At 65.7% G+C, this 21510-nt stretch carries 17 protein-coding genes and 1 other RNA gene; 8 read left to right on the top strand and 10 right to left on the bottom strand.

The window, feature by feature from the left end; genetic code table 11:
* Nucleotides 1-8 precede the first annotated feature (8 nt).
* The 6 genes from ftsL to C7450_RS34065 form a co-directional block, all read right to left on the bottom strand.
* Nucleotides 9-398, bottom strand: coding sequence for a cell division protein FtsL (gene ftsL, locus C7450_RS21895; protein WP_110376576.1), 390 nt, complete (start codon nt 396-398; stop codon nt 9-11).
* The gene (rsmH, locus tag C7450_RS21890; RefSeq protein ID WP_110376575.1) at nt 395-1501 is read right to left on the bottom strand and encodes a 16S rRNA (cytosine(1402)-N(4))-methyltransferase RsmH; all 1107 of its coding nucleotides are present in this window, start codon (nt 1499-1501) and stop codon (nt 395-397) included. Before rsmH ends, ftsL begins: the two co-directional genes overlap by 4 nt.
* A complete protein-coding gene (gene mraZ, locus C7450_RS21885; RefSeq protein ID WP_110376574.1) occupies nt 1498-1992 on the bottom strand; it encodes a division/cell wall cluster transcriptional repressor MraZ in 495 nt (164 codons plus the stop codon). The genes rsmH and mraZ overlap by 4 nt, the downstream gene beginning before the upstream one ends.
* Before the next feature lie 959 nt (nt 1993-2951).
* An RNA gene (rnpB, locus tag C7450_RS21880) (RNase P RNA component class A) lies at nt 2952-3346 on the bottom strand.
* Nucleotides 3347-3398: 52 nt separating this feature from the next.
* Complete coding sequence (locus C7450_RS21875; protein WP_170147363.1) at nt 3399-3950, bottom strand: lytic transglycosylase domain-containing protein; 552 nt, start codon at nt 3948-3950, stop codon at nt 3399-3401.
* Nucleotides 3951-4195: 245 nt separating this feature from the next.
* A complete protein-coding gene (locus C7450_RS34065) occupies nt 4196-4966 on the bottom strand; it encodes a lytic transglycosylase domain-containing protein (RefSeq protein ID WP_170147362.1) in 771 nt (256 codons plus the stop codon).
* A gap of 787 nt (nt 4967-5753) precedes the next feature.
* Here C7450_RS34065 and C7450_RS21865 point away from each other — a divergent pair.
* Both C7450_RS21865 and C7450_RS21860 read left to right on the top strand, forming a co-directional pair.
* On the top strand, nt 5754-6023 hold the full coding sequence (locus tag C7450_RS21865; RefSeq protein ID WP_110376571.1) for a glycine zipper domain-containing protein: 270 nt from the start codon (nt 5754-5756) through the stop codon (nt 6021-6023).
* Between the two features lie 174 nt (nt 6024-6197).
* Nucleotides 6198-7010 (top strand): N-acetylmuramoyl-L-alanine amidase, encoded by an 813-nt coding sequence (locus C7450_RS21860; protein WP_110376570.1) that lies wholly within the window; start codon nt 6198-6200, stop codon nt 7008-7010.
* 1049 nt (nt 7011-8059) lie between these two features.
* On the opposite strand, the gene C7450_RS21855 is transcribed toward C7450_RS21860, so the two are convergent.
* A complete protein-coding gene (locus C7450_RS21855; protein WP_110376569.1) occupies nt 8060-9019 on the bottom strand; it encodes an SGNH/GDSL hydrolase family protein in 960 nt (319 codons plus the stop codon).
* A 273-nt stretch (nt 9020-9292) separates the two neighbouring features.
* On the opposite strand from C7450_RS21855, the gene C7450_RS21850 reads away from it, so the two are divergent.
* From C7450_RS21850 to metH, 5 genes are all read left to right on the top strand, one after another.
* Nucleotides 9293-10762, top strand: a complete 1470-nt coding sequence (locus C7450_RS21850) for an AMP nucleosidase (RefSeq protein WP_110376568.1) — start codon at nt 9293-9295, stop codon at nt 10760-10762.
* Between the two features lie 118 nt (nt 10763-10880).
* Entirely contained in the window at nt 10881-11591 is a 711-nt protein-coding gene (locus C7450_RS21845) for a B3/B4 domain-containing protein (RefSeq protein WP_110376567.1), read from the top strand.
* A gap of 254 nt (nt 11592-11845) precedes the next feature.
* The gene (locus C7450_RS21840; RefSeq protein ID WP_110376566.1) at nt 11846-12859 is read left to right on the top strand and encodes an ArsR/SmtB family transcription factor; all 1014 of its coding nucleotides are present in this window, start codon (nt 11846-11848) and stop codon (nt 12857-12859) included.
* Nucleotides 12859-13797 carry a methylenetetrahydrofolate reductase [NAD(P)H] gene (gene metF / locus C7450_RS21835; protein WP_110376565.1) on the top strand — a complete coding sequence of 313 codons (939 nt, stop codon included), beginning with the start codon at nt 12859-12861 and terminating at the stop codon, nt 13795-13797. The genes C7450_RS21840 and metF overlap by 1 nt, the downstream gene beginning before the upstream one ends.
* 161 nt (nt 13798-13958) lie before the next feature.
* Nucleotides 13959-17714, top strand: a complete 3756-nt coding sequence (metH, locus tag C7450_RS21830) for a methionine synthase (RefSeq protein ID WP_110376564.1) — start codon at nt 13959-13961, stop codon at nt 17712-17714.
* A gap of 349 nt (nt 17715-18063) precedes the next feature.
* Here metH and C7450_RS21825 read toward each other — a convergent pair whose 3' ends face one another.
* From C7450_RS21825 to C7450_RS21815, 3 genes are all read right to left on the bottom strand, one after another.
* Nucleotides 18064-18687, bottom strand: coding sequence for an MOSC domain-containing protein (locus C7450_RS21825; RefSeq protein WP_110376563.1), 624 nt, complete (start codon nt 18685-18687; stop codon nt 18064-18066).
* Nucleotides 18684-19460, bottom strand: a complete 777-nt coding sequence (gene tam, locus C7450_RS21820; RefSeq protein ID WP_110376562.1) for a trans-aconitate 2-methyltransferase — start codon at nt 19458-19460, stop codon at nt 18684-18686. The genes C7450_RS21825 and tam overlap by 4 nt, the downstream gene beginning before the upstream one ends.
* Nucleotides 19461-19547: 87 nt before the next feature.
* The gene (locus C7450_RS21815) at nt 19548-20762 is read right to left on the bottom strand and encodes a lytic murein transglycosylase (RefSeq protein WP_245450040.1); all 1215 of its coding nucleotides are present in this window, start codon (nt 20760-20762) and stop codon (nt 19548-19550) included.
* A gap of 128 nt (nt 20763-20890) precedes the next feature.
* On the opposite strand from C7450_RS21815, the gene C7450_RS21810 reads away from it, so the two are divergent.
* Nucleotides 20891-21445, top strand: coding sequence for a hypothetical protein (locus C7450_RS21810; protein WP_146227443.1), 555 nt, complete (start codon nt 20891-20893; stop codon nt 21443-21445).
* Nucleotides 21446-21510 lie beyond the last annotated feature (65 nt).

The raw sequence follows: 21510 nt of genomic DNA, 5'->3' as shown, positions 1-21510 counted from the left end.
ATTCACTCTCACCGCGCCGCAGAGGGTGTGCTGGCTGCTGACGTCGAACCGGTTTGTGGCGTCGCCGTAGGCTCACCGAGGCCAAGTGCTTCAAGCTTGCGGCCAATGGCATCGACTTTGGCTTGGCGCTCCGGCACGTCGCTCAATTTGGCGATCTGCTTGACCGTCAGCGGCTGCAGGTCGAGATGCCGCTTGGCCAGGACCTGCAAACGATCCGGACGGTTGAAATACTGCCATTCCGCCCGCATGACGGCGATGGCCTCCTTCTCGCGCTGAACGCGCGACTTCAGTTTGGCCACCTGCTCGGCGTAGTAGATCGTCTCATACTTGATGGAATAGGCGTAGCCTGCCGAGCCGACGAGCAAGGCGATGGCGATGAGATGCATGAGACGGATCATGGACGCGTCCTTCCCCGACTGGAGCCTGGCCGCCCCGCTTTGGACCGGGGCCGTCCGGAACGGCCCGCGTCGGGCAGCGCCGCCAATGCCATCACGTCTTCGTCCTCGGCGCGCGTCGGTGCCATCGTGCGCTCAGCCGCGCGCAATTTGGCGGACCGCGCGCGCGGATTGGCGCGCAGTTCGTTTTCTGATGCGGTCACCGGCCCGCGCGTCACCAGCGTGAAGGTCGCGTCGTCCACCGCCTCGCCGGGCAGATGCCGCGAGACGCCGGCCGTACGCGCCGAACGCCGGGCCATGAACTGCTTGACGATGCGGTCTTCCAGGGAATGGAACGTGACGACCACAAGCCGGCCGCCGGGCTTCAACACCCGCTCGGCGGCGTGGAGCGCGCGCACCAGTTCGCCCAGTTCGTCGTTGACGGCGATGCGCAGCGCCTGGAACGAGCGCGTGGCCGGATGCGGCCCGTTCGGCTCGGCGCGCACAATGCCGGCAACGAGATCGGCGAGTTCCCCGGTCGTGCGGAGCGGCGCCCGGCGCCGCGCTTCCAAAATGGCGCGGGCAATGGCGCGCGAGCGGCGTTCCTCACCGAAATAGTAGAGGATATTGGCGATCTCGACTTCGTCGGCTTCGTTGACGATGTCGGCGGCGCTCCGACCCGCTTGTTCCATGCGCATGTCGAGCGGGCCATCCTGCCGAAAGGAAAAGCCCCGCTCGCCCTGGTCGACCTGCATGGATGAGACGCCGATATCGAGCACGACGCCATCGAGCGGGACCAAGCCCGCCTGCGTCGCGTGCTCCTCCAGATCGCCAAAGCGGCCTTCGATGAGGATGAGACGCCCTTCCGCCGCCTGCACGAGCGACTGCCCGTCGCGGATCGCATCGGGATCGCGGTCGAGCGCGACGACACGTACGCCGTCGGCGGCCTGCAGGATCGCGCGGGTATAGCCGCCCGCGCCAAAAGTGCCGTCGAGATAAGACCCGCCCGGTTGCGGGGCGAGCGCGTCCAGGACCTCTTCCAGTAGCACGGGAATGTGACGGGCCGGTCCGCCAGCAGCATCGACCGGGCCGTTTCCAGCCTGGCCGCCACCGCGACCCGTCGTCATTCCCGTGCTCCGGAAGACCCCGGAACTCTTGGCGCATTGCCAAGAGTAGCGACGCCAAGGGCGCGCTTGAGCTCCCGCACCTTGACCCGCGCCTCCTCGAGATGCGTCCGGAACAGCTCCGGCTTCCACATCTGAAATTTCTGCCCATGCCCCACAAAGGTCACATGGTCGGCGATACCGGCGTGGTCGCGCAGCGTATCCGTGAGGATGACGCGCCCCTCCGTATCCACCTTCAGGACCTCGCTCGTCCCGAGAAGTGCTGTCGAGAGATGATCCCGCTCCTCCGAATAGGGAGACAGCGTCGACAGCAAGCCGTCGATCTCTGCCAAGAGAGCGTTGCCCCCCGCGTCCAGAGCCGGCGTGTCCAGCGCCGGATGCACATAGAGCCCCTCGAAACCATCCCTCACGAGCACGGCCCGGAATGACGCCGGGATGGAGACCCGACCCTTCGCGTCCAACCGGTTCGTGAAGTTGGACACAAAGCGATCCATGGCAACCGCCCCTAGCCGTCCCCTTGCCTGTCCACGCGGGCGATACCGGTGAACCTACGCTGACCCCGCAAGCCCCGAACGACCGCCGGCCGCCGACCCCGAAGGAGGCGCCAAGTACTTTGTCAGAGCTTGTGAATCCCGCGACTGACGGGATGATTTGGGATAGCATGGGATTTTATGGTCGTCAATGGAATCGGGAAGCTCCGGTGATGGTCCCCGGGAGAGCCATGACACTCCCTCAAGGTTAACGAAGGCTTGCCGTCCAACGCTCCGCGGCGCTGAAGCTCTTCAAAAACGCGTCACTTTTTTGATGAAGGAGGACGGGCGCGGCAGCGAACAGCCCGGCGCGACCTGGAGGCCGTTTCGCGGAAGGATTGAAACCTGGGCGGCGCGGCGACGTTGATCGTTCGCCGACTGCGGAAAGTGCGAGAACCGTCGGGATGCGCGCCGACCGGCCGGTGGGTAGAGGCGCTATGCGGCGGGCTGGCCTCACCGTCCTGGAGACGGACAACGGGGGCCTGGCTGACCCGCAGCGTGCCGCCGGACCGTCACGCAACCCATCACGCTGAAACGCATAAAATCGTTATTCTACAAATATTTAATCTGAAATAGTGAATCAATATCACCATCGATCGAAACAAGGCGGACAAGGCGATATTGCGATTCCGCGGCAAGGACTTGCAGGCGGATTTGACGACGCACCTTGAGTCGCCGCGCCGGCATTGTGGGACGCGATCCCAAGGCTTCGCAGGAATGCCCCACCGAATGCCCCACCAAATCCCCCCGCGTCAGCGGGTAGAGGCGAGGCCTACGGCGCCACGCTCAGAGCGGAGAAGGGATAATGATTCCGGTCCAAGGGGATGGCGCGACATTTTGAATCAGAAATGCAGCACTCGTGCATCCGCCAAGTCGCCGACGCGCGGGGCCTCGCCGCGGGACGGCGGTGGACGGACGGCGGTCGTGTCAGCCGGCCTGTAAGCCGGGTTCTGTAAGGCCGGCGAGCGAACCCGCCGACGTGACGACCATTCCTCTGGGACTGCCGTTGCCGACAGCCTCCAGCAACCAACCCGGACGACGGGCCCGGAAACGGGCCTGGTGCCGAAGCCCCTGTCGTCCCTATTCGGTTTTGCTCCCGGTGGGGTTTACCGTGCCGTCTGCGTTACCGCCGACGCGGTGCGCTCTTACCGCACCCTTTCACCCTTACCGGGCATCGAAATGCCCGGCGGTTTGCTTTCTGTGGCACTGTCCCTGGGGTTGCCCCCGCCGGACGTTATCCGGCACCGTGTTTCCGTGGAGCCCGGACTTTCCTCCGCCGAGGGATCGCTCCCCCCGCGGCGGCCGTCCGACCGGCTGACGCCCGTTCGATAGGCGCCCCCAGCCCGCGGGTCAAGCGGCGGCGGACATCGTCAGTTGCGGTCCGCGACCACGGACCGGCTCGCATCCGGCAGCTTGTGCCGGGTTTCGTCGGCGATGATCCCCTTCACCTTCGCGCAATAGTCGCGGTTGGTGGTGTTGGGACGCTTGGCATAATAGCCGCTGTTGTAGCGCATGATCGTGCCGCACATGTCGCCCCCGGCGCGCCGATAGGCGCCAGCCAGATATTTCACGCCATACATGATGTTGATATCGGGTGCGTAGAGGCCCGAGACCGTGCCGACATAGCCGATGTCGCGCGCGGTCGACGGCTTGATCTGCATCAACCCGACGGCAACGCCGCTGAAGGCGTTCTGCTTGTAGCGACTTTCGACGCGCATGACCGCGTCGACGAGCGCCACCGGCAGGCCGTTCTCCCGCGCATATTGCGCCACGAGATCCATATAGCGGCTGCGGTAGATCCCATTGTAGCGCAATGGCTTGCCCGCCTTCACGCGGATCGCGCCCTTGTATCCCACGACAGGAAGGCTATGGGCGTCGATCGGCGCGCTGGGCTGCCTGGTTGCGAAGACCAGTTCACCCATACGATTGATATCGAGCGCACCCGGCAACTCCGACCGCTCGCTTGATTGCGACGCCCAGGCCGAACCGGCCGAAAACAATGCAGAAAGACACACGCATGCAATCATTTTCGTGAAATGCAATCCTCTCACTCCTAAAAATGGCTCAATCAAAAAATCCTGCCGCGAGGCGATGCCTCGCAGCCTGCCAGCTCCAACGGTGGCGCATATCGGCTTATATTGAGCCGTGACCTAATCGGGCCGAATGATCAGCGCCGACTGACATGGGGCTTCACCTTGGCGCAATATGCCCGCGCAGCGCCCGTCATGGACGTTGCGCGATGACCGGCCTGGTACTTCAACACAGTCCGGCAGGTGTCCCCTCCCGCAAGGCGATAGGCCTGCGCGAGATAACGAATTCCATAACGCAAGTTCGTATCAGCGTCGTAGAGTCCCTGGACAGGGCCCTGGTACCCCATTCCACGCGCTGTCGCGGTACTGATCTGCGTCAGCCCGACATTGACACCGTTGCGGGCGCGCGGATTGAACCGGCTTTCGACACGCACCACAGCCGTCGCGAGCGCCACGGGAACGCCATTGGCCGCTGCGTGACGCGCGATCAGGGCATGCACGCCACCCGCGGCCGGGCCGGCATCGGTCATGGACCCGATCCCCGCGATGTCCGCGGTTCCGGGTTCCGCCAAGGCGACCTTCAGGGACCGCGAAGGCGCGCTGACGGCCGGTGCCGCGACGGGGGGTGCCTGCGGCGCACGGACGGCGACCGACGATTCCGGACCCTTGTCTGCGCCGCCGTCACTGGCCACCGTCTTGTCACCCGTCTCGCCAAGCAATTTGGCAACCGGCGAGCGCGGCGGGACCGGAATGAGCGAAGCCGCTACCGGCTTGCGCAAATCCGCAGACGACAGGTCCAGCGGCCGGGGCGTCTTGCGCTGGACGGAACCGACCGGCGCGGCCGTCGTCGTTGGGGTCTTAGGCTGCACCGCGCTGACCTCAGCCGCCACGGGCGTCTGTATCTTCACCGCGGCCGCCGGACCGGGCGAAATGGAAATATGGCTTGGCGACGCTGCTGTATTTGTAGACGCCGTAGCACTTTGCATCACTGCTGCATTTGGCGACGCCGCAGCACTTGGCGTCTCCGCAGCTCTTGGTGTCGCCGCAACACTTGCCCCGGTCGCACGGGTCCGCTGCACCTTTCGCCTGTGCTCGCCCTTGCCGTCCTTCTTGCCCACCTTGCCACCAGCCTTCGCAGAGGCCTGCAATTCGGGCGGGATTTCCAACGCACGCCGCTCAGCCTGGGCGGATGCCGTGGAGATGCAGCCGATCGTCGCCATTAGCGACACTGTCAGCAACATCCCGCTTTTTCTGTACGCGCTCTTCATGCCCGCGTCAGATCCATACGCACGTCCTCCTGTTACCAAAAGCGAGGTGTGGATAACTTCGCCCATAGTGCAGCCGCGGCGCGACGATAATTCATATCGCCGATCAGCAGCACTCAATCACAAACATCGAGCTTGAGCAGATGACTTCGCGCAAGAATGCGGCGATCTTCGGGCAGGCGAATCAGGGACTACTGTCAAGAACGGCCAGGATAAATAATCCGGACTTCTATTTGGAACGAGATGTGATTTACATACACTTACTTTATATAAGAGTATTCGTAGATAATCTAAGACGCGCAGAGAATATACATTCATCGCCAGCGCAAGACGCCTGCCAGCGCGGAAAATCCCTGGATTGCCGGGGAACTGCGGTGCTTTTCCGTGCGTTGAGATCCCGTCTCCATGCGGTTTGAAAGGAAACGACCCCATGAAAAAGATCCTGGCGATCAGCCTCGTCACCGTCGGAATGGCTGGCGGTCTGACGGCCTGTAACACGCCACAGGACCGGGCCGTTGGCGGAGCGGTCATCGGCGGCGCGACCGGCGCTGCGGTTGGTGGGCTGGCGACCGGTCGCGCGAGCGGGGCCTTGGTGGGCGGCGCGGTCGGCGCGGCTGGCGGCGCCTTGATCGGCGCGGCGACGGCGCCGAATTGCGAGACCTACTACTATCGCGGCCGCCGCTATCAGGATTGCTACTGATCAACCCAACTCAACGATAGTCGTCGGGAAGGATGGCGGCCGGGTGACCCCGGCCGCCATCCTTGCACCGTACCGCGCCTCTTCGTCGAAGGTTGCGGCGGGGCAAGCCATATGGGACATCAAAGGCTTCCCCTCACCGGCCGAGGGATATCCGCCGATGAAAGTTGCCCGCCTATGACCGAGACGCCCAACCGCCTGCCCCGCCCGGACAGCCCTGTTGCCGCCAAGGTCTTCGCTTCCCCCAACCACGGGGAACGGCTCATCGGAGCCGAGCCTCCGAAAGGGGGGAGCATCCGCGCGCCGGATATGCTCATCCTCCACTACACGGGAATGCCCGAGGCGGGAGAGGCGCTGACCCGGCTCTGCAGTCCGATATCCGAGGTCTCCGCCCATTATTTCGTGTTCGAGAACGGGCATGTCCTGCAACTCGTGCCCGAGGCGCGACGCGCCTGGCACGCCGGCGTCTCCTTCTGGCAGGGCGAGACGGACATCAACTCGGCATCGATCGGCATCGAGATTGCCAATCCCGGCCACCCCGGCGGCATGCCCCCCTATCCGGACATCCAGATCGATGCCGTCATCGCCCTCACGCAGGACATTGTCGCGCGCTGGGGCATCCGCGCAGACCGGGTCCTCGCCCATTCCGACGTCGCGCCGTCGCGCAAAATGGATCCCGGCGAGACCTTTCCCTGGGGCCGCCTCAGCCAGGCCGGTGTTGGGCACTGGGTTCATCCCGCCGATATCGCGGGCGGGCGCTTCTTCAGCCCCGGCGACAGGGGGCAACCCGTCGAGGCCCTGCAGGCGATGTTTGCGCTCTACGGCTATGGCATCGCCATCACCGGCCTCTACGATGCCGAAACAGAGGCCGTCGTGGCGGCGTTCCAGCGACATTTCAGGCCGGCCCGGGTCGACGGGATCGCGGATGCGTCGACGCTGACGACCTTGCGCGATCTCATCGCCTCACGCCCCGCCGCCACTGGTGCCTGACGCCACTCCGGCCAGGCGTTGCGCCACGCCGAGCCTCGGCCAAGACATGTCACAAAGACACGTCACAGGGACAGACCGCCGCGGACATCCGGAATCGGCAGCAAAATCCGGCTTTTTGGGCCGCATTGGCGAAATCTCGGCATTTTTCGGCAGATATCGTGCGGTTTCGGAAGAGATTGAAACCGATCCGCAAAAAAGCAGGGCGAAAACGCCGATTTCCACTTGCTATGCGCTGCAGTTTCGTGTGCAACTATAGCCCTGCGCCCAAGTCGCAGGAGGAAACAGCACGACCGCCCCCGAAACCTGGCTGGGCGGTCTTGCACTTATAAAGGGCTTTTCGGGGTCAGAGGGAGCCGCACGGTCAAGGACCGGTCGGCGGACATCGTCGCTGCCCTCCCAAGAAAGAAAAAAGGCCGCACTGATGTGCGGCCCAAGTCTAGGGAGGAAACGCCCAAGGAGGGCAGCGACATGGCATCGCCATATCGCAATGCAACATTACTTCGCTGACGCAAAAGTTGCAAGCAATAATCTATGCGCTGGAAGCATGGCACCTAGACATGCAAATCTGGAGGCCAGCTCGACGGGACGGGCAGAGCGGCGCCATTAATCGAACAAAAAATCTGCCACATCAAAACGATAAGGCGAACCACGGAACGCTGCAGCCGCGTGCCGGCACCCGCTGCGAGGGGCGAAGCGCGCAACGAAGCATGACAATCCCGGCGAGGTTTGCCACGCATGTTGCAGAAGAGCCACAGGCACCCGACGCGACCGATCCACATATCGGCCCCGACCCCGGCCAGGGCGGCCGTCATTTGCGCCAGGCTGTCATTTGCTCCAGGACGTCATTTGCTCCAGGCCGTCATTTGCGCCAGGCCGTCATCCTTGGACCGAAACCGTTGGCCGCTGTCGCCTGCGCGCGGGCAGCCGGCACGGATAGCGCGCGTCACGTCATCGGCGCTTCCCGCGCAATACGACGCTCTCGCGCTGCGCTTGAAAGACTGGGGCCACGCGGTGCGGCGTCGCGCGGAGATGAGACAGAGGATGCCGTTTCAGCGGCGTGATGCGGCGGTTCCGTTGGAACCGGCAGCGACAGGTACCAAAGTCGGGTCGGCCAACGCCACCGGCTTGCCGTTCTCGCGCGCCGCGCGCAGGATCTCGCGGCCGAGCAGCCGCGCCATGCAGGCATGGCCGCGATCGCTCATATGGAAGCCATCGCTCGACAGCATGGCCTGCAAGGCAACAGCCGACTGGTCGCCCCAAGCTTTCATGAGCGCATAGCGCGAAAACACGCAGGTCTTGGTCTTCAAGCCGATATCCGTGACCAGGCTGACGAACCGTTCGTAGCGCTGCTTGTCCTTGATCGTCGGAAAGAACTGCTGGTCAAGCAGGATGAGGTCGGCGCCTGCCGCCGTCGCTGCGGCGATGCCACGTTCCACCAGATCGCGAAACGCATCCTCGCCCACGGACGACAGCGCGTCGTTGGTGCCCACCTGCCAGATCACGAGGTCAGGCTTCAGCGCGGCCGCTTCGCGTTCGAGGCGCGCGAGCGTTTGCACGGCGGTCTCGCCGCCGACGCCCGACACATGCATGTCGATGTCGACGAGGGGCAGCTTCTCCTCGAGCCGTGCCGTCAACTGGGCGGGATAGGCCGCGGCGGCCGAGGATGTTCCCACGCCGGCCGTCGTCGAGGAACCGATCGCCAGGATCGTCAGACGCCCGCCGGTCGCGAAGCGCGCCGCGGTGTGCGTGAGCCGGCCGTTGAGCGCGAGCACCGGCTGCATGGACAGGCATTCCCAGCTCGCGGCCGCCGCATTGGCTGCCGGCTCGGCCTGAGACGCCACCATCGCGGCAGGGAGCTTGTGAGCCACGTCGCGGTCTTCTGCAAAAGACGCGGCCGGCAAGGCCACGGCCATGACCGATCCAAGGAACGCAGCGGAGAGCAGGGAGGACAAGCGGCACAGGACTTTTGCGACGGTCGCACCGGCCGTCGGAACTGAAACTGGAACCATTCGGTTGGCACCGGATAAAAGACAGGACCCTGCCGGTCTCTAACATATGCTGCACTGCGGCGCGAGCGGAACCGTTGCCGTGCATAAGCTTGCGCGCCCTCGGCGGTGGAGTGTCGCTGTCGCGGGTCATTCGTCGAAGCGGACGATCGACCGCGGTGCTATTCTCCCACTGGCAACCATTCGCGGAGAATGCCTGTCGGGATTCCCTGACGGCGACGTGCGTTTCGCGCTAGATTCGGCGAACGTCCTTCTCCGTGAAGATGGGAGCCCCGTGTGCCCAGCCGAACCAACGGCTTCGTTGCTGTCAAAACCCCTGAAGAAGCCGTCGACCGCCTGACGGAGCTGCATGCGAGCTCTGCCAACGGGCTGAGACGGGCGCTCGAGGCCTATCTCGCTGACCAGACCATCCCGACAGCGACGGAGCGCGCCTCCTATCGCTATCCGGAAATTCGCGTCACCTATGAACCGCCCGGCCTGATGCCGGTGACGCCGCGTGCCTATGCGAAATTCCAGGCGCCAGGCGTCTATGGCACGACCATCACCCAGCCTCGCCACTTCCGCGCCTATCTGATCGAGCAGCTGCGCCATCTGATGGGCGAATACGGCGCCACCGCGGCCGTCGGGCTGAGCCAGCAGGACATCCCCTACCCCTACGTCGTCGAGCGTGGCGATGAACTGGCGGGAACGGGTGTGACCGCGGCGGAGCTCGCGCGCTATTTCCCGCCGCCTCTGCTGGCATCGGTGGGTGACGAAATCGCCGATGGCCTCTGGGAGGAGGATGCAACCGGCATGAAGCCGCTCGCCCTCTTCGATGCCGCCCGCGTCGATTTCTCGCTGCGCCGGCTGGTGCATTATACCGGCAGCGACTGGCGCCACGTGCAGCCGTGGATCCTCCTGACCAACTACCACCGCTACGTCGACCAGTTCGTGCGGCTCGGCCTCGTGGAACTCGCTGCCGGACGCGCCGAGCGCCTCATCCTTCCCGGCAATGTCATCATCGAGCGCGACCTCGACGAGGCCGAAGCCATCGCCCGGATCACCGCGGTCGCCTGGCACCGCTTCCAGATGCCCGCCTACCATCTCGTTGCGGCGGACGGACGGGGCACGACGCTCGTCAATATCGGCGTCGGCCCGGCCAATGCCAAGAACATCACGGATCATCTCGCGGTGCTGCGCCCGCAGTGCTGGCTGATGATCGGCCATTGCGGCGGGCTGCGCCAATCGCAGACCATCGGCGACTATGTCCTCGCCCACGGCTATCTCCGGCAGGACGGTATCCTCGACCGGCTTCTGCCGACGGATATCCCCGTGCCGGCGCTCGCCGAGATTCAGGTCGCGCTCCAGGAGGCGGCGGCTGTTGTCACGGGGGACCGCGGCGACGCGCTGAAGCAGCGCCTGCGCACCGGAACCGTCCTCACCAACGGTGACCGCAACTGGGAGCTGCGCTGGAGCCAGGAGCGCCGCCGCATCAATCTGTCGCGCGCCATCGCGGTCGACATGGAAAGCGGCACGATCGCCGCCCAGGGCTATCGCCTGCGCGTGCCTTACGGAACGCTGCTCTGCGTGTCCGACAAGCCCCTGCATGGGGAGATCAAGCTGCCCGGCGCCGCCAATGCCTTCTATGAACGGGCCGTCGGCGAACATTTGCGTATCGGCCTCAAGGCGCTGGACCTCCTCCGCGAAGAGTCGCACGGGCTGCATTCGCGCAAGCTGCGCAGCTTCGACGAACCACCCTTCCGTTGACCGATCCTTGGGCCGGGCGCAACAAGGGACGCCGTCGCAACTCGCCCTTGCGGTGGCGGCATGGCTCGCGCGCCAGGAAGGGGGCAATCTGTGCCCAGCTTCGAACGGGACGGGGACCATGCAGCTATCTATTGCCGAAATCTCTCCGCAGTTTCCGGAGGCGCGCATCGCAGCGATCGTGATCGCGGGCCTCCAGATTCAGGGGGCCCGTCCCCCTTCGCTCGACGCCCTGATCGCCGAGCGCGAGGCCGCCTGCCGCAAGCAGTGGGGCGGCCGTGAACTCGCCGACATCCCGGGGATCGCAGCCTGGCGTTCCGCCTACAAGGGCTTTGGAATCAAGCGCACCAGTTATCGCTCGTCGGTGGAGCGTCTGGTGAAACGCGTGCTCGCGGGCGAGCGGCTGCCCGTCGTGAACAGCTTCGTCGACCTCTATAATGCTATTTCCCTCACCCACGTCATGTGTTGCGGCGCCGACGACCTCGACAAGATCGAACCGCCGCTCGCTTTCCGATTCGCGCGCGACGGCGACAGCTTCATCGACATGGGAGCCGCCGAACCGGGCGAGGACGACGACCCGCCCAAGGCGGGCGAGGTGGTCTATGCCGATGCCCGGCATGTGCTGTGCCGGCGCTGGAACTGGCGCCAGGATGCCCGGACCTGCATTTCGCCTCGCTCCACGCGGGTCATCGCCACCATCCAGGCGAACGGCCACGGCGACCTCAACCAGGCGATCGCGGATTTCACGACGCTCGTCGCGATCCACTGCGGTGGCCATACCACCGTCAAAATTGCCGATGCCGCAACGCCCGTCGTGACGATCGGGGCTTAGGTCCCCCACCCCTTACCCCTCCCCGCAAGGGGGAGGGGAGCGGCAGCGTTGGAGACTCAAAGCTCGAGCGTTGCGTAGCAGGGAGGCAAATTGCGAAGGCGCGAGGTCAACCGCTCCCCTCCCCCTTGCGGGGAGGGGTAAGGGGTGGGGGATTACCGATGTCGCCCCCGATGCTTCCGCAGGAATACCTCGACATCGACCTTGCATCGACCTCGAACTTCACATAAAGATATCTTTATGTGTGAGATGAGGCCATGATCAATCAGTCCGCCCTCCCCTTTCCCGTCCTGCTCTGCGCCATGAAAGCGGCGGCCGAGGAAACACGGCTGCGCATGCTCGCGCTGCTCAACGACGGCGAGCTGACCGTTTCCGACATGACCGATATTCTCGGCCAGTCGCAGCCGCGCATCTCGCGCCACCTGAAGCTGCTCACCGAAGCCGGCATCGTCGAGCGCCATCGCGAGGGCGCCTGGGCGTTCTTCCGCATGGCCGATCGCCATCCGGCAGCCGGCGCGATCCGCGATCTCGTCGCCCATCTCGACCCGTCGGATCAGCGTCTGGCGGGTGACCGCGCGCGCCTGAAGGCGGCGCGCCAGGCCCGCGCCGAGGCGGCCGAGGCCCATTTCTCCCGCCTTGCCGACAACTGGGACAAGGTGCGCTCGCTGCATGTGCCCGAGGAGGCCGTCGAGGCGGCGATCATCGAGGCCGTCGGCGCCAAGCCTGTCCAGGCCTTCCTCGATCTCGGCACAGGCACGGGACGGATGCTGCAGCTCCTCGCGCCGCTCGCCTCCCGCGCGGTCGGTGTCGATGCGAGCCATGCCATGCTCTCGGTGGCCCGCGCCAATCTGGAACGGACGGGCCTTGCCAAGGTACAGCTCCAGCAGGGCGACATCCACGCCCTGCCTGTCGAGCACGATGCCTTCGACCTCGTGCTCATCCACCAGGTCCTGCATTATCTCGACGATCCGGCCCGCGCCTTGCGCGAGGCGGCGGCCGTGCTGGCACCGGGTGGCCGCCTGCTGGTCGTCGATTTCGCCCCCCATATGCTGGAGTTCCTGCGCGAGGGGCACGCCCACCGCCGGCTCGGCTTTGCGGACGAGCAGCTCCGCGGCTGGCTCGCGGAAGCCGGGCTCGACGTCGTCGCCCATCGCGACCTCAAACCCGAGCAGAACCATCCCGAGCAGCTCACCGTATCGCTCTGGCTGGCGCGCGATCGCCGTGTCGTCACCGATTTTCAACCACGCTCCACCCAACGGGAGGTTGCCTGATGGCACCCGCTTCTTTCCGCCCCAGCCGTCACAGCTCCCGGCCCGTGCGGGTGTCCTTCGAGTTCTTCCCCCCGAAGACACCCGCCATGGAGGAGACCCTGTGGACGTCCATCGAGCGTCTGGCGCCTCTCAAGCCCAATTTCGTCTCCGTCACCTATGGCGCGGGTGGCTCCACGCGTGAACGTACCCATGCCACCGTCAAGCGCATCGTCGACGAGACGGCGCTGAAGCCGGCGGCGCATCTCACCTGCGTGTCGGCGACCCGCGAAGAAGTCGACGCCGTCGCCCGCGCCTATTGGGCGGCCGGCGTCCGCCACGTGGTGGCGCTGCGCGGCGATCCGGTCGCCGGCATCGGCACGGCCTACGAAGCGCATCCCGGCGGCTACGCCTCATCCTATGATCTCGTCGCCGGCCTCAAGCGCATCGGCGACTTCGAGGTGACCGTTTCGGCCTATCCGGAGAAGCATCCGGAAAGCCCTTCGATTGACGCCGACATCGAGATCCTGAAGCGCAAGGTCGATGCCGGCGCCGACCGCGCCGTCACCCAGTTCTTCTTCGATAACGACCTCTACCTGCGCTATATCGACAAGGTGCGCGCCGCCGGGATCAATATTCCGATCGTGCCGGGCATTCTGCCGGTGCAGAACTTCAAACAGGCCGCGAATTTCGCCGAACGCGCCGGCGCCAGCATGCCCGACTGGCTCGCCGCCCGCTTCGACGGCCTCGATGAGGACGTGGAAACCCGCCGCCTCATCGCCGCGGCGGTCGCCGCCGAACAGGTCATCGATCTGGTTGACCGCGGCGTGACCGATCTCCACTTCTACACGATGAATCGTGCTGACTTGGTCTATGCAATTTGTCATCTATTAGGGCTGAGAGCCGAGATCACGGCACCGGCCAAAACTACGGTACCGGCGAGTGCCGTGGCGGCGGCTTGAGATCTCTGTCATTCCGGGGCGGCCGAAGGCCGAGCCCGGAATCCAGAACCGCTTCGAAGCTTGAATAGGCGATAAGCTGAGGTCACCCCCAGCCGCATCGTTTCTGGATCCCGGGCTCTGCGCTACGCACAGCCCCGGGATGACACGGAGAATCGCTTCCAATGTCGCAGACCGATTTCCCTGCCGTCGATGGTGCTGAAGTGCGGGCCGCCCTGAAGAAGGCGGCGGCCGAGCGGATCCTGGTGCTCGACGGCGCCATGGGCACGGAATTGCAGAACAGCAAATTCTCGGAGGCCGACTTCCGGGGCGAGCGCTTTCGCGATCACGCCCACGACGTCCGGGGGAACAACGACCTGTTGATCCTGACGCAGCCGGATGCGGTCAGAAAGGTTCACCTCGACTATTTCCGCGCCGGCGCCGACATCGTCGAGACCAATACGTTCTCCGGCACGGCGATCGCCCAGGCCGACTACGGCCTTGAAGCCATCGTCTTCGAGCTGAACCGCGAGGGTGCCCGCATTGCCCGCGAGGCCGCCGCCATTGCCGAGCAGGAGGATGGGCGCCGCCGCTTCGTCGCCGGCGCCATCGGCCCGACCAACCGCACATTGTCGCTCTCGCCCGACGTCAACAATCCCGGCTTCCGCGCGGTCACCTTCGATCAGGTGCGCGACGCCTATGCCGAGCAGGTGCGCGGCCTCATCGCCGGCGGCTCGCACGTCATCCTCATCGAGACGATCTTCGATACCCTCAACGCCAAGGCTGCCGTGGTCGCCGCCCAGCAGGTCTTCGCCGAGACGGGCGTGACGCTGCCGATCATGATCTCCGGCACCATCACAGATCTTTCCGGCCGCACCCTCTCCGGCCAGACGGTGGAAGCCTTCTGGAACGCGCTGCGCCATGCCGATCCCATTTCCATCGGCCTCAACTGCGCGCTCGGCGCGAGGGAGATGCGCGCCCATATCCGCGAGCTCTCGCAGATCGCCGATACGCTCGTCTGCGCCTATCCGAACGCAGGTCTCCCCAACGAATTCGGCCTCTATGACGAGAGCCCGGAGGCGATGGCGGAGCTTGTCGGCGAATTCGCGGAGGCCGGCCTCGTCAATATCGTCGGCGGCTGCTGCGGCTCGACGCCGGCCCATATCAAGGCGATCGCCGGGGCGGTGAAGGACAAGGCGCCGCGCGTCATCGCCCAACCGCCGCGCTATATGAGGCTGTCCGGCCTGGAACCCTTCACGCTGACGCCGGAAATTCCCTTCGTGAATATCGGCGAGCGCACCAACGTCACCGGTTCGGCGCGCTTCCGCAAGCTGATCACCGCCGGCGACTTCGCGGCAGCGCTCGACGTGGCGCGCGACCAGGTCGCCAATGGCGCCCAGGTGATCGACATCAACATGGACGAGGGCCTGCTCGATTCCGAGAAGGCGATGACGGAGTTCCTGAACCTCGTCGCCGCCGAGCCGGATATCGCCCGCGTGCCGGTGATGGTCGATTCCTCGAAGTTCACGGTGATCGAGGCCGGCCTCAAATGCATCCAGGGCAAGCCCATCGTGAACTCGATCTCGCTGAAGGAAGGCGAGGAGAAGTTCCTGCACGAGGCGCGCATCGTGCGCAGCTACGGCGCAGCCGTCGTCGTCATGGCCTTCGACGAGACGGGTCAGGCCGACACAGAGGACCGCAAGGTCGAAATCTCAACGCGAGCCTACAAGATCCTCACCGAGCAGGTGGGCTTCCCGCCCGAGGACATTATCTTCGATCCCAACGTCTTCGCGGTCGCCACCGGCATCGAGGAGCACAACAACTACGGCGTCGACTTCATCAACGCCGCGAAGCGTATCCGCGAGAGCCTGCCCCACGTGCATATCTCGGGCGGCGTCTCGAACCTGTCCTTCTCGTTCCGCGGCAACGAGCCCGTGCGCGAGGCGATGCACGCGGTGTTTCTCTATCACGCCATCCAGGTCGGCATGGACATGGGCATCGTCAACGCCGGCCAGCTCGCCGTCTATGACGAGATCGACCCGGCGCTGCGCGAGGCCTGCGAGGACGTGGTGCTGAACCGCCGTTCCGACGCGACCGAGCGGCTGCTCGACCTCGCCGAGAGCTTCAAGGGCAAGGGCCGGCAGGCGCGCGAGGCGGACCTCACCTGGCGGACTTGGACCGTCGAGAAGCGCCTCGAACATGCGCTCGTCAACGGCATCACCGACTATATCGACGCCGATACCGAGGAAGCCCGCCAGACGGTGGCGCGGCCACTGCATGTCATCGAGGGGCCGCTGATGGCCGGCATGAGCGTGGTCGGCGACCTCTTCGGCTCGGGCAAGATGTTCCTGCCGCAGGTGGTGAAATCCGCCCGCGTCATGAAGCAGGCGGTCGCCTATCTCATGCCCTTCATGGAGAAGGAAAAGGAGGAGAACGGCGGCGGCAGCGTGCGCGAGGCTGCCGGCAAGATCCTGATGGCCACCGTCAAGGGCGATGTCCACGACATCGGCAAGAACATCGTCGGCGTGGTTCTGGCCTGCAACAACTACGAGGTCATCGACCTCGGCGTCATGGTGCCCGCGCAGAAGATCCTCGACACCGCCCGCAAGGAGAAGGTCGACATCATCGGCCTGTCCGGCCTCATCACGCCGTCGCTCGACGAGATGTGCCACGTGGCCGGCGAGATGGAGCGCGAGGGCTTCGACATCCCGCTGCTGATCGGCGGGGCGACCACGAGCCGCGTCCACACCGCCGTCAAGATCCACCCGAATTACGCGCGTGGGCAGGCCGTCTATGTGAATGACGCCAGCCGCGCCGTCGGCGTCGTCTCCTCGCTCCTGTCGGCCGACAATCGCGCGACCTATGTGGAGACGCTGCGCGCCGAATACGCGAAGGTCGCCAATGCCCACGCCCGCGCCGAGGCCGACAAGCAGCGCCTGCCGCTGGCCAAGGCACGTGCCAATGCGTTCAAGCTCGACTGGTCGACCTACCAGCCGCCGAAGCCGAGCTTCCTCGGCACCCGCGTCTTCCGCACATACGACGTCGCGGAACTCGTCCGCTACATCGACTGGACGCCCTTCTTCCAGACCTGGGAATTGAAGGGCCGCTTCCCGGCGATCCTCGAGGATGAGGCGCAGGGCGAGGTGGCCCGCCAGCTCTATGCGGATGCGCAGGCCATGCTGAAGCGCATCGTCGAGGAGCGCTGGTTCACCCCCAAGGCGGTGATCGGCTTCTGGCCGGCCAATGCGGTGGGCGACGACATTCGCCTCTACACCGGCGAAAGCCGCACGGAGGAACTGGCCACGTTCTTCACCTTGCGCCAGCAGCTCCTGCGCCGCGACGGGCGGCCCAATCTCGCCCTCGCCGATTTCATGGCGCCGGCCGAGACCGGCAAGGCCGACTATGTCGGCGGCTTCGTCGTCACCGCCGGCATGGAAGAAGAGCGCATCTCGAAGAAATTCGCGGAGAAGAACGACGACTATGCCTCGATCCTCGTGAAGGCGCTGGCCGACCGCATCGCCGAGGCCTTCGCCGAGCGCATGCACCAGCGCATCCGCCAGGAGTTCTGGGGCTATGCACCGGACGAGAACCTAACCAACGAGGAACTGGTGCGCGAGGACTATGCCGGCATCCGCCCGGCGCCGGGCTATCCCGCCCAGCCCGATCACACGGAGAAGGCGACCCTGTTCGACCTCCTCAAGGCGAGCGAGCGCGTCGGCGTTTCGCTGACCGAGAGCTACGCCATGTGGCCGGGCTCGTCGGTCTCAGGGCTCTATCTCTCGCATCCGGAGTCCTACTATTTCGGCGTGGCGAAGGTGGAGCGCGACCAGGTCGAGGACTATGCCATCCGCAAGGGCATGGACGTCGCCGAGGTCGAGCGCTGGCTCGGGCCGATCCTCAACTACGATCCGGCCAACTACGCGCGCGTCGCCGCGGAATAGGCGCATCGTGCGGATGCCCTGCCTCGCGGGCGCCTGTCCATGGATCCCCTTCCCGAGAGCCTGCGGCTCTCGCCGGGGATGACAACCGTGGCCTGCACTGCGCTCTCCGTATCATCAAGTCAGTCGCGCCACACGCCGATCCCTCCCCTTCAGGGGAGGGTGGCGCCGCAGGCGCCGGGTGGGGTCCACCTGACGCTGAGGCGACGGAATATTGTCGGCCTTGGGGGGCATCGGCTCAAGCCGCGCGACCCCACCCGACCTCGCTGACGCGAGGCCCCCCTCCCCTGAAGGGGAGGGATCGGCGCGCGTGGCCCCCGCGTATCATCCCCGGCGGGCTGTGCCGACGCCCCTACCCCGCCGGTGCGTAGGCCCAATGTTCGGGGATGCGCGCGACGACCTCTTCGCCCGGCGTGATGACGCCGGGGCGCTCCACCCAGCCGACCAGCCCACGCAGGCGTTTCGCCACCTTGACGAAATCGAGCGCGATCTCGGGCCGCCCGGGGTGGGCGTCGGCGACCATCTGGCCCGCGTATTTGCAGGGCGCATTCTGCCCCTCGATGCCGATGACCACGCCGCCGGCGAACATCAGGCGCGTCCGCGGCGGGATCATCGAGAACTGCGGCAGCCCTTCGACGACGATATTGCCGCCGAGCCACTCCGCCTTGACCGAGGGGATATCCAGGCCGGCCGCGATCTCCGCCAGCTCCTCGACGGCCAGCAGCGAGATCTGGCGATCGTTGCGCATCTCGGTGCCGCGCGGATACCACGGCTCCCGCGCCCCGGAGAGACGCGTGAGCCCGTAATGCCGGTCGCCGGGGATGCCCTCATAGGTGACAGGGAGATCCGATACCGCCGCTGTCACGAAATCATAGGTGCCGCCGCCCTGCCCCGCCTGGAGCGTCGCAGTGACCCGGCCATTGAGCCGGCGGCCGGGACAGATCGCCGGCCCGAAGAGATCGCCCGTCCCGCTCATGCGGCTTTCTCGGCAACGATGAACAACCGGGGGAAAGCGAGCAGCACCTTGCCATCGACCCTGGGCGGATAGCCCTCGGTCAGTCGTTCGCGATAGTCGGCCAGAAAAGCCGCCTGCTCGGCCTCGTTCAGCGGCGCCAGGAAGGGGCGCAGGCCTGTCGCCTTCAACCATTCGATGATCGCCGCCGGGCCATCCAGCGGGTGCTGGTATGTGGTCTGCCAGATATCGACGCGACGCGCGGAGGGCTTCACCAGGTCGTAGAGATGGCCGGGGGGCGCGAGCGGCACGCGCGCCGCGCTGGCCTTGGCGAGCTTGTCTCGCCAGCGCTCCTCACGCGCCACGTCACGCATCAGCGCATGCGAGGGCTCGGTCAGATTGTTCGGCATCTGCACCGCGAGGATCCCGCCGGGCGCCAGCAGCGTCATCAGATGCGGAAAAAGCTCATCATGGTTCGGCAGCCACTGCAGCACCGCGTTGGCGAACAACACATCGACCGGCTGCTCCGGCCGCCATGTGGCGACATCGGCTTCGATGAAGGTGGCGCGTGGCAGACGCTGACGCGCCTTCTCCAGCATGTCGGGCGACGTGTCCACGCCGATCACATTCGCCTCGGGAAAGCGCGCGGCGAGCAATTCCGTCGAGTTACCCGGCCCGCAGCCGAGATCGACCACACATCGGGCTTCAGCCGGCGCAACCTGCGCCAGAAGATCTGCGGAGGGCCGTGTGCGCTCGTCCTCGAACTTCAGATAAAGCTTGGCGTTCCAATCTGCCATGACGCTCTCCCGTTGCTCACCTGTTGCCCTGCGTCATACCATCAGCCGTCCCCATGCACAGGATGGCGTAGCGCAGGGCAGACCCGCTCAGCGCGCCGCCTGCAAAGCCTTGAGGACGGCATCCCCCGGCCAGCAATCGACGCTGAGCCCCCGCGCCTCCTGATAGCGGCCGATGGCAAGGCGCGTCTTCATGCCGGCCCGCCCGTCGACCGTCTCGGCATAATGCCCCTGACGTGCGAGTTCCTGCTGGATCGCGGCGATCCCGGCCGTCGACGACTGTTTCGCCGCCTGCCAGGGGGTGGCGAAGGCAGCGCCCCCGTCGATCAGGTCGGCGAGATGGCCGACATACAGCACATAGAGATCCGAGAAATTGTAGGCCTTCAGGACGTAGTAGTTGCGTGTGATGAGAAAGGCCGGGCCATAGGCGCCGGCGGGCATGAAGAGGGAGGCCGGAGCCGCACGGTCCGTGGCACTCGGGACCTTCCCGCCGATCACGGTGAACCCGCGCGCGAGCCATCGCGAGACCGCCATCGCCTCTTCGGGATCGGCATGGCCGCAGGTGAAACCGGCGGCCGGCTTCACCTCAAGCGCCCAATCGAGGCCGCGAACCCAGCCCTCGCCGGCGAGGTGGTTGGCGATCGAAGCCAAGGCATCGGTCTCCGACGTCCAGATATCGACGCGGCCCGAGCCATCGAAATCGACACCGTATTTGTAATATTGCGACGGCAGCATCTGCGTCAGGCCGATGGCCCCCGCCCAGGAACTGCGCAGCCCCGCCCGGCTGACGGCGCCGTCCTGCAGCATCTTGAGGGCCAGCAGGAACTCCTGCCGGAACTCGGCCTTGCGGCGCCCGACGAACGCCTGGGTGGCCAGTACGCGCACCGCGTCATAGGGCACCTTGGCCGCGCCGAATGCCGTCTCTCGCCCCCAGATGGCGAGCACCACCGAGCCCGGAACCCCGTAACGGCGCTCGATGGCGGCGAGCGCCTGCCTGTGGCGCGCCAGATACTGGCGGCCCTTTGCCGCCTGCGCCGCGAGTGCCTTCGGCGCCAGATACTGCGCCGGCGTCAGCGTGAATTCAGACTGCCCAGCGTTGGATGGGCCCCGACGACCGGGAAGATCGAGATTGGGGAGGCTCAAATCCGGCGTGAGACCTTCGGTCTCCCTGTCGAAGGTGGCGGTCGTCACGCCGACGCTCGCGGCCTCGGCCCGCATCTCGCGCAGGAAGGCTGAGAAATCCTGCGCCGCAGCGGCGCCTGGGCCCATCAGAGAGGCGATGAGCGCGATGACAGCGAGGATCACGGATGGTGTTCGCAAAACGAAACCTCGGCGGATCGCCCGATCGGGCATTGCAAAGTGAAGATCTTGCATTGGCCAGCCCAAATGGGCATCACAGACGTTGACATTGGCAGTCGTCAAACGGATGGACCATGGCGCGACGCACGGCGGAACGATGGGCGAAACGGGTTCAGACCAGCATGGCGGGCAAGGCCATCAGGAGCAAGCGCCTTGGAGGCGCATTCGTCCTCTGCGGACTGGCAGCGGCCACCGTGATTTCGACCCATGGACACGCGATCGCTCAGGACAATCCGGCCGCCGTCTGCCGCTACGCCGGCGACGACAACATGATCCGGCCGCTGCCAGGCAGCATGTTGGCCAAGGCCAAGGCAGCCTTCGGCAGCGATCTTGCAGGGATCGGCGGCGCGCCGGTCGGCATCTGGCGCTGCATGGGTGGCCGGGTCATGGTTTGCCTGCCCGGCGGCGATCGCCATTGCGGCCGCGCCGACAGCCAGCCCATGGCCACGCCCGAGGCCAGTGCTTACTGCCGCAGTCATCCCGGCAGTGAAACGGTGCCCATATCCGAGACCGGCCGGGATACGATCTTCGCCTGGGGTTGCGACGGGGCAGCCGTCAAGAACAAGGGCAGCGTACGCAGCGTCGATCCGCGCGGCTTCGTGAAGGAATACTGGCGGCCGCTCGACTAGGCGGCGCGGTTTCCCCCACCCCCAACCCCTCCCCGCAAGGGGGAGGGGCGCGTCTCCTGTCGAGA

The organism is Chelatococcus asaccharovorans, from assembly GCF_003201475.1.
GTDB classification, from domain to species: domain Bacteria; phylum Pseudomonadota; class Alphaproteobacteria; order Rhizobiales; family Beijerinckiaceae; genus Chelatococcus; species Chelatococcus asaccharovorans.
This window is presented reverse-complemented; position numbering and strand designations above follow the sequence as displayed.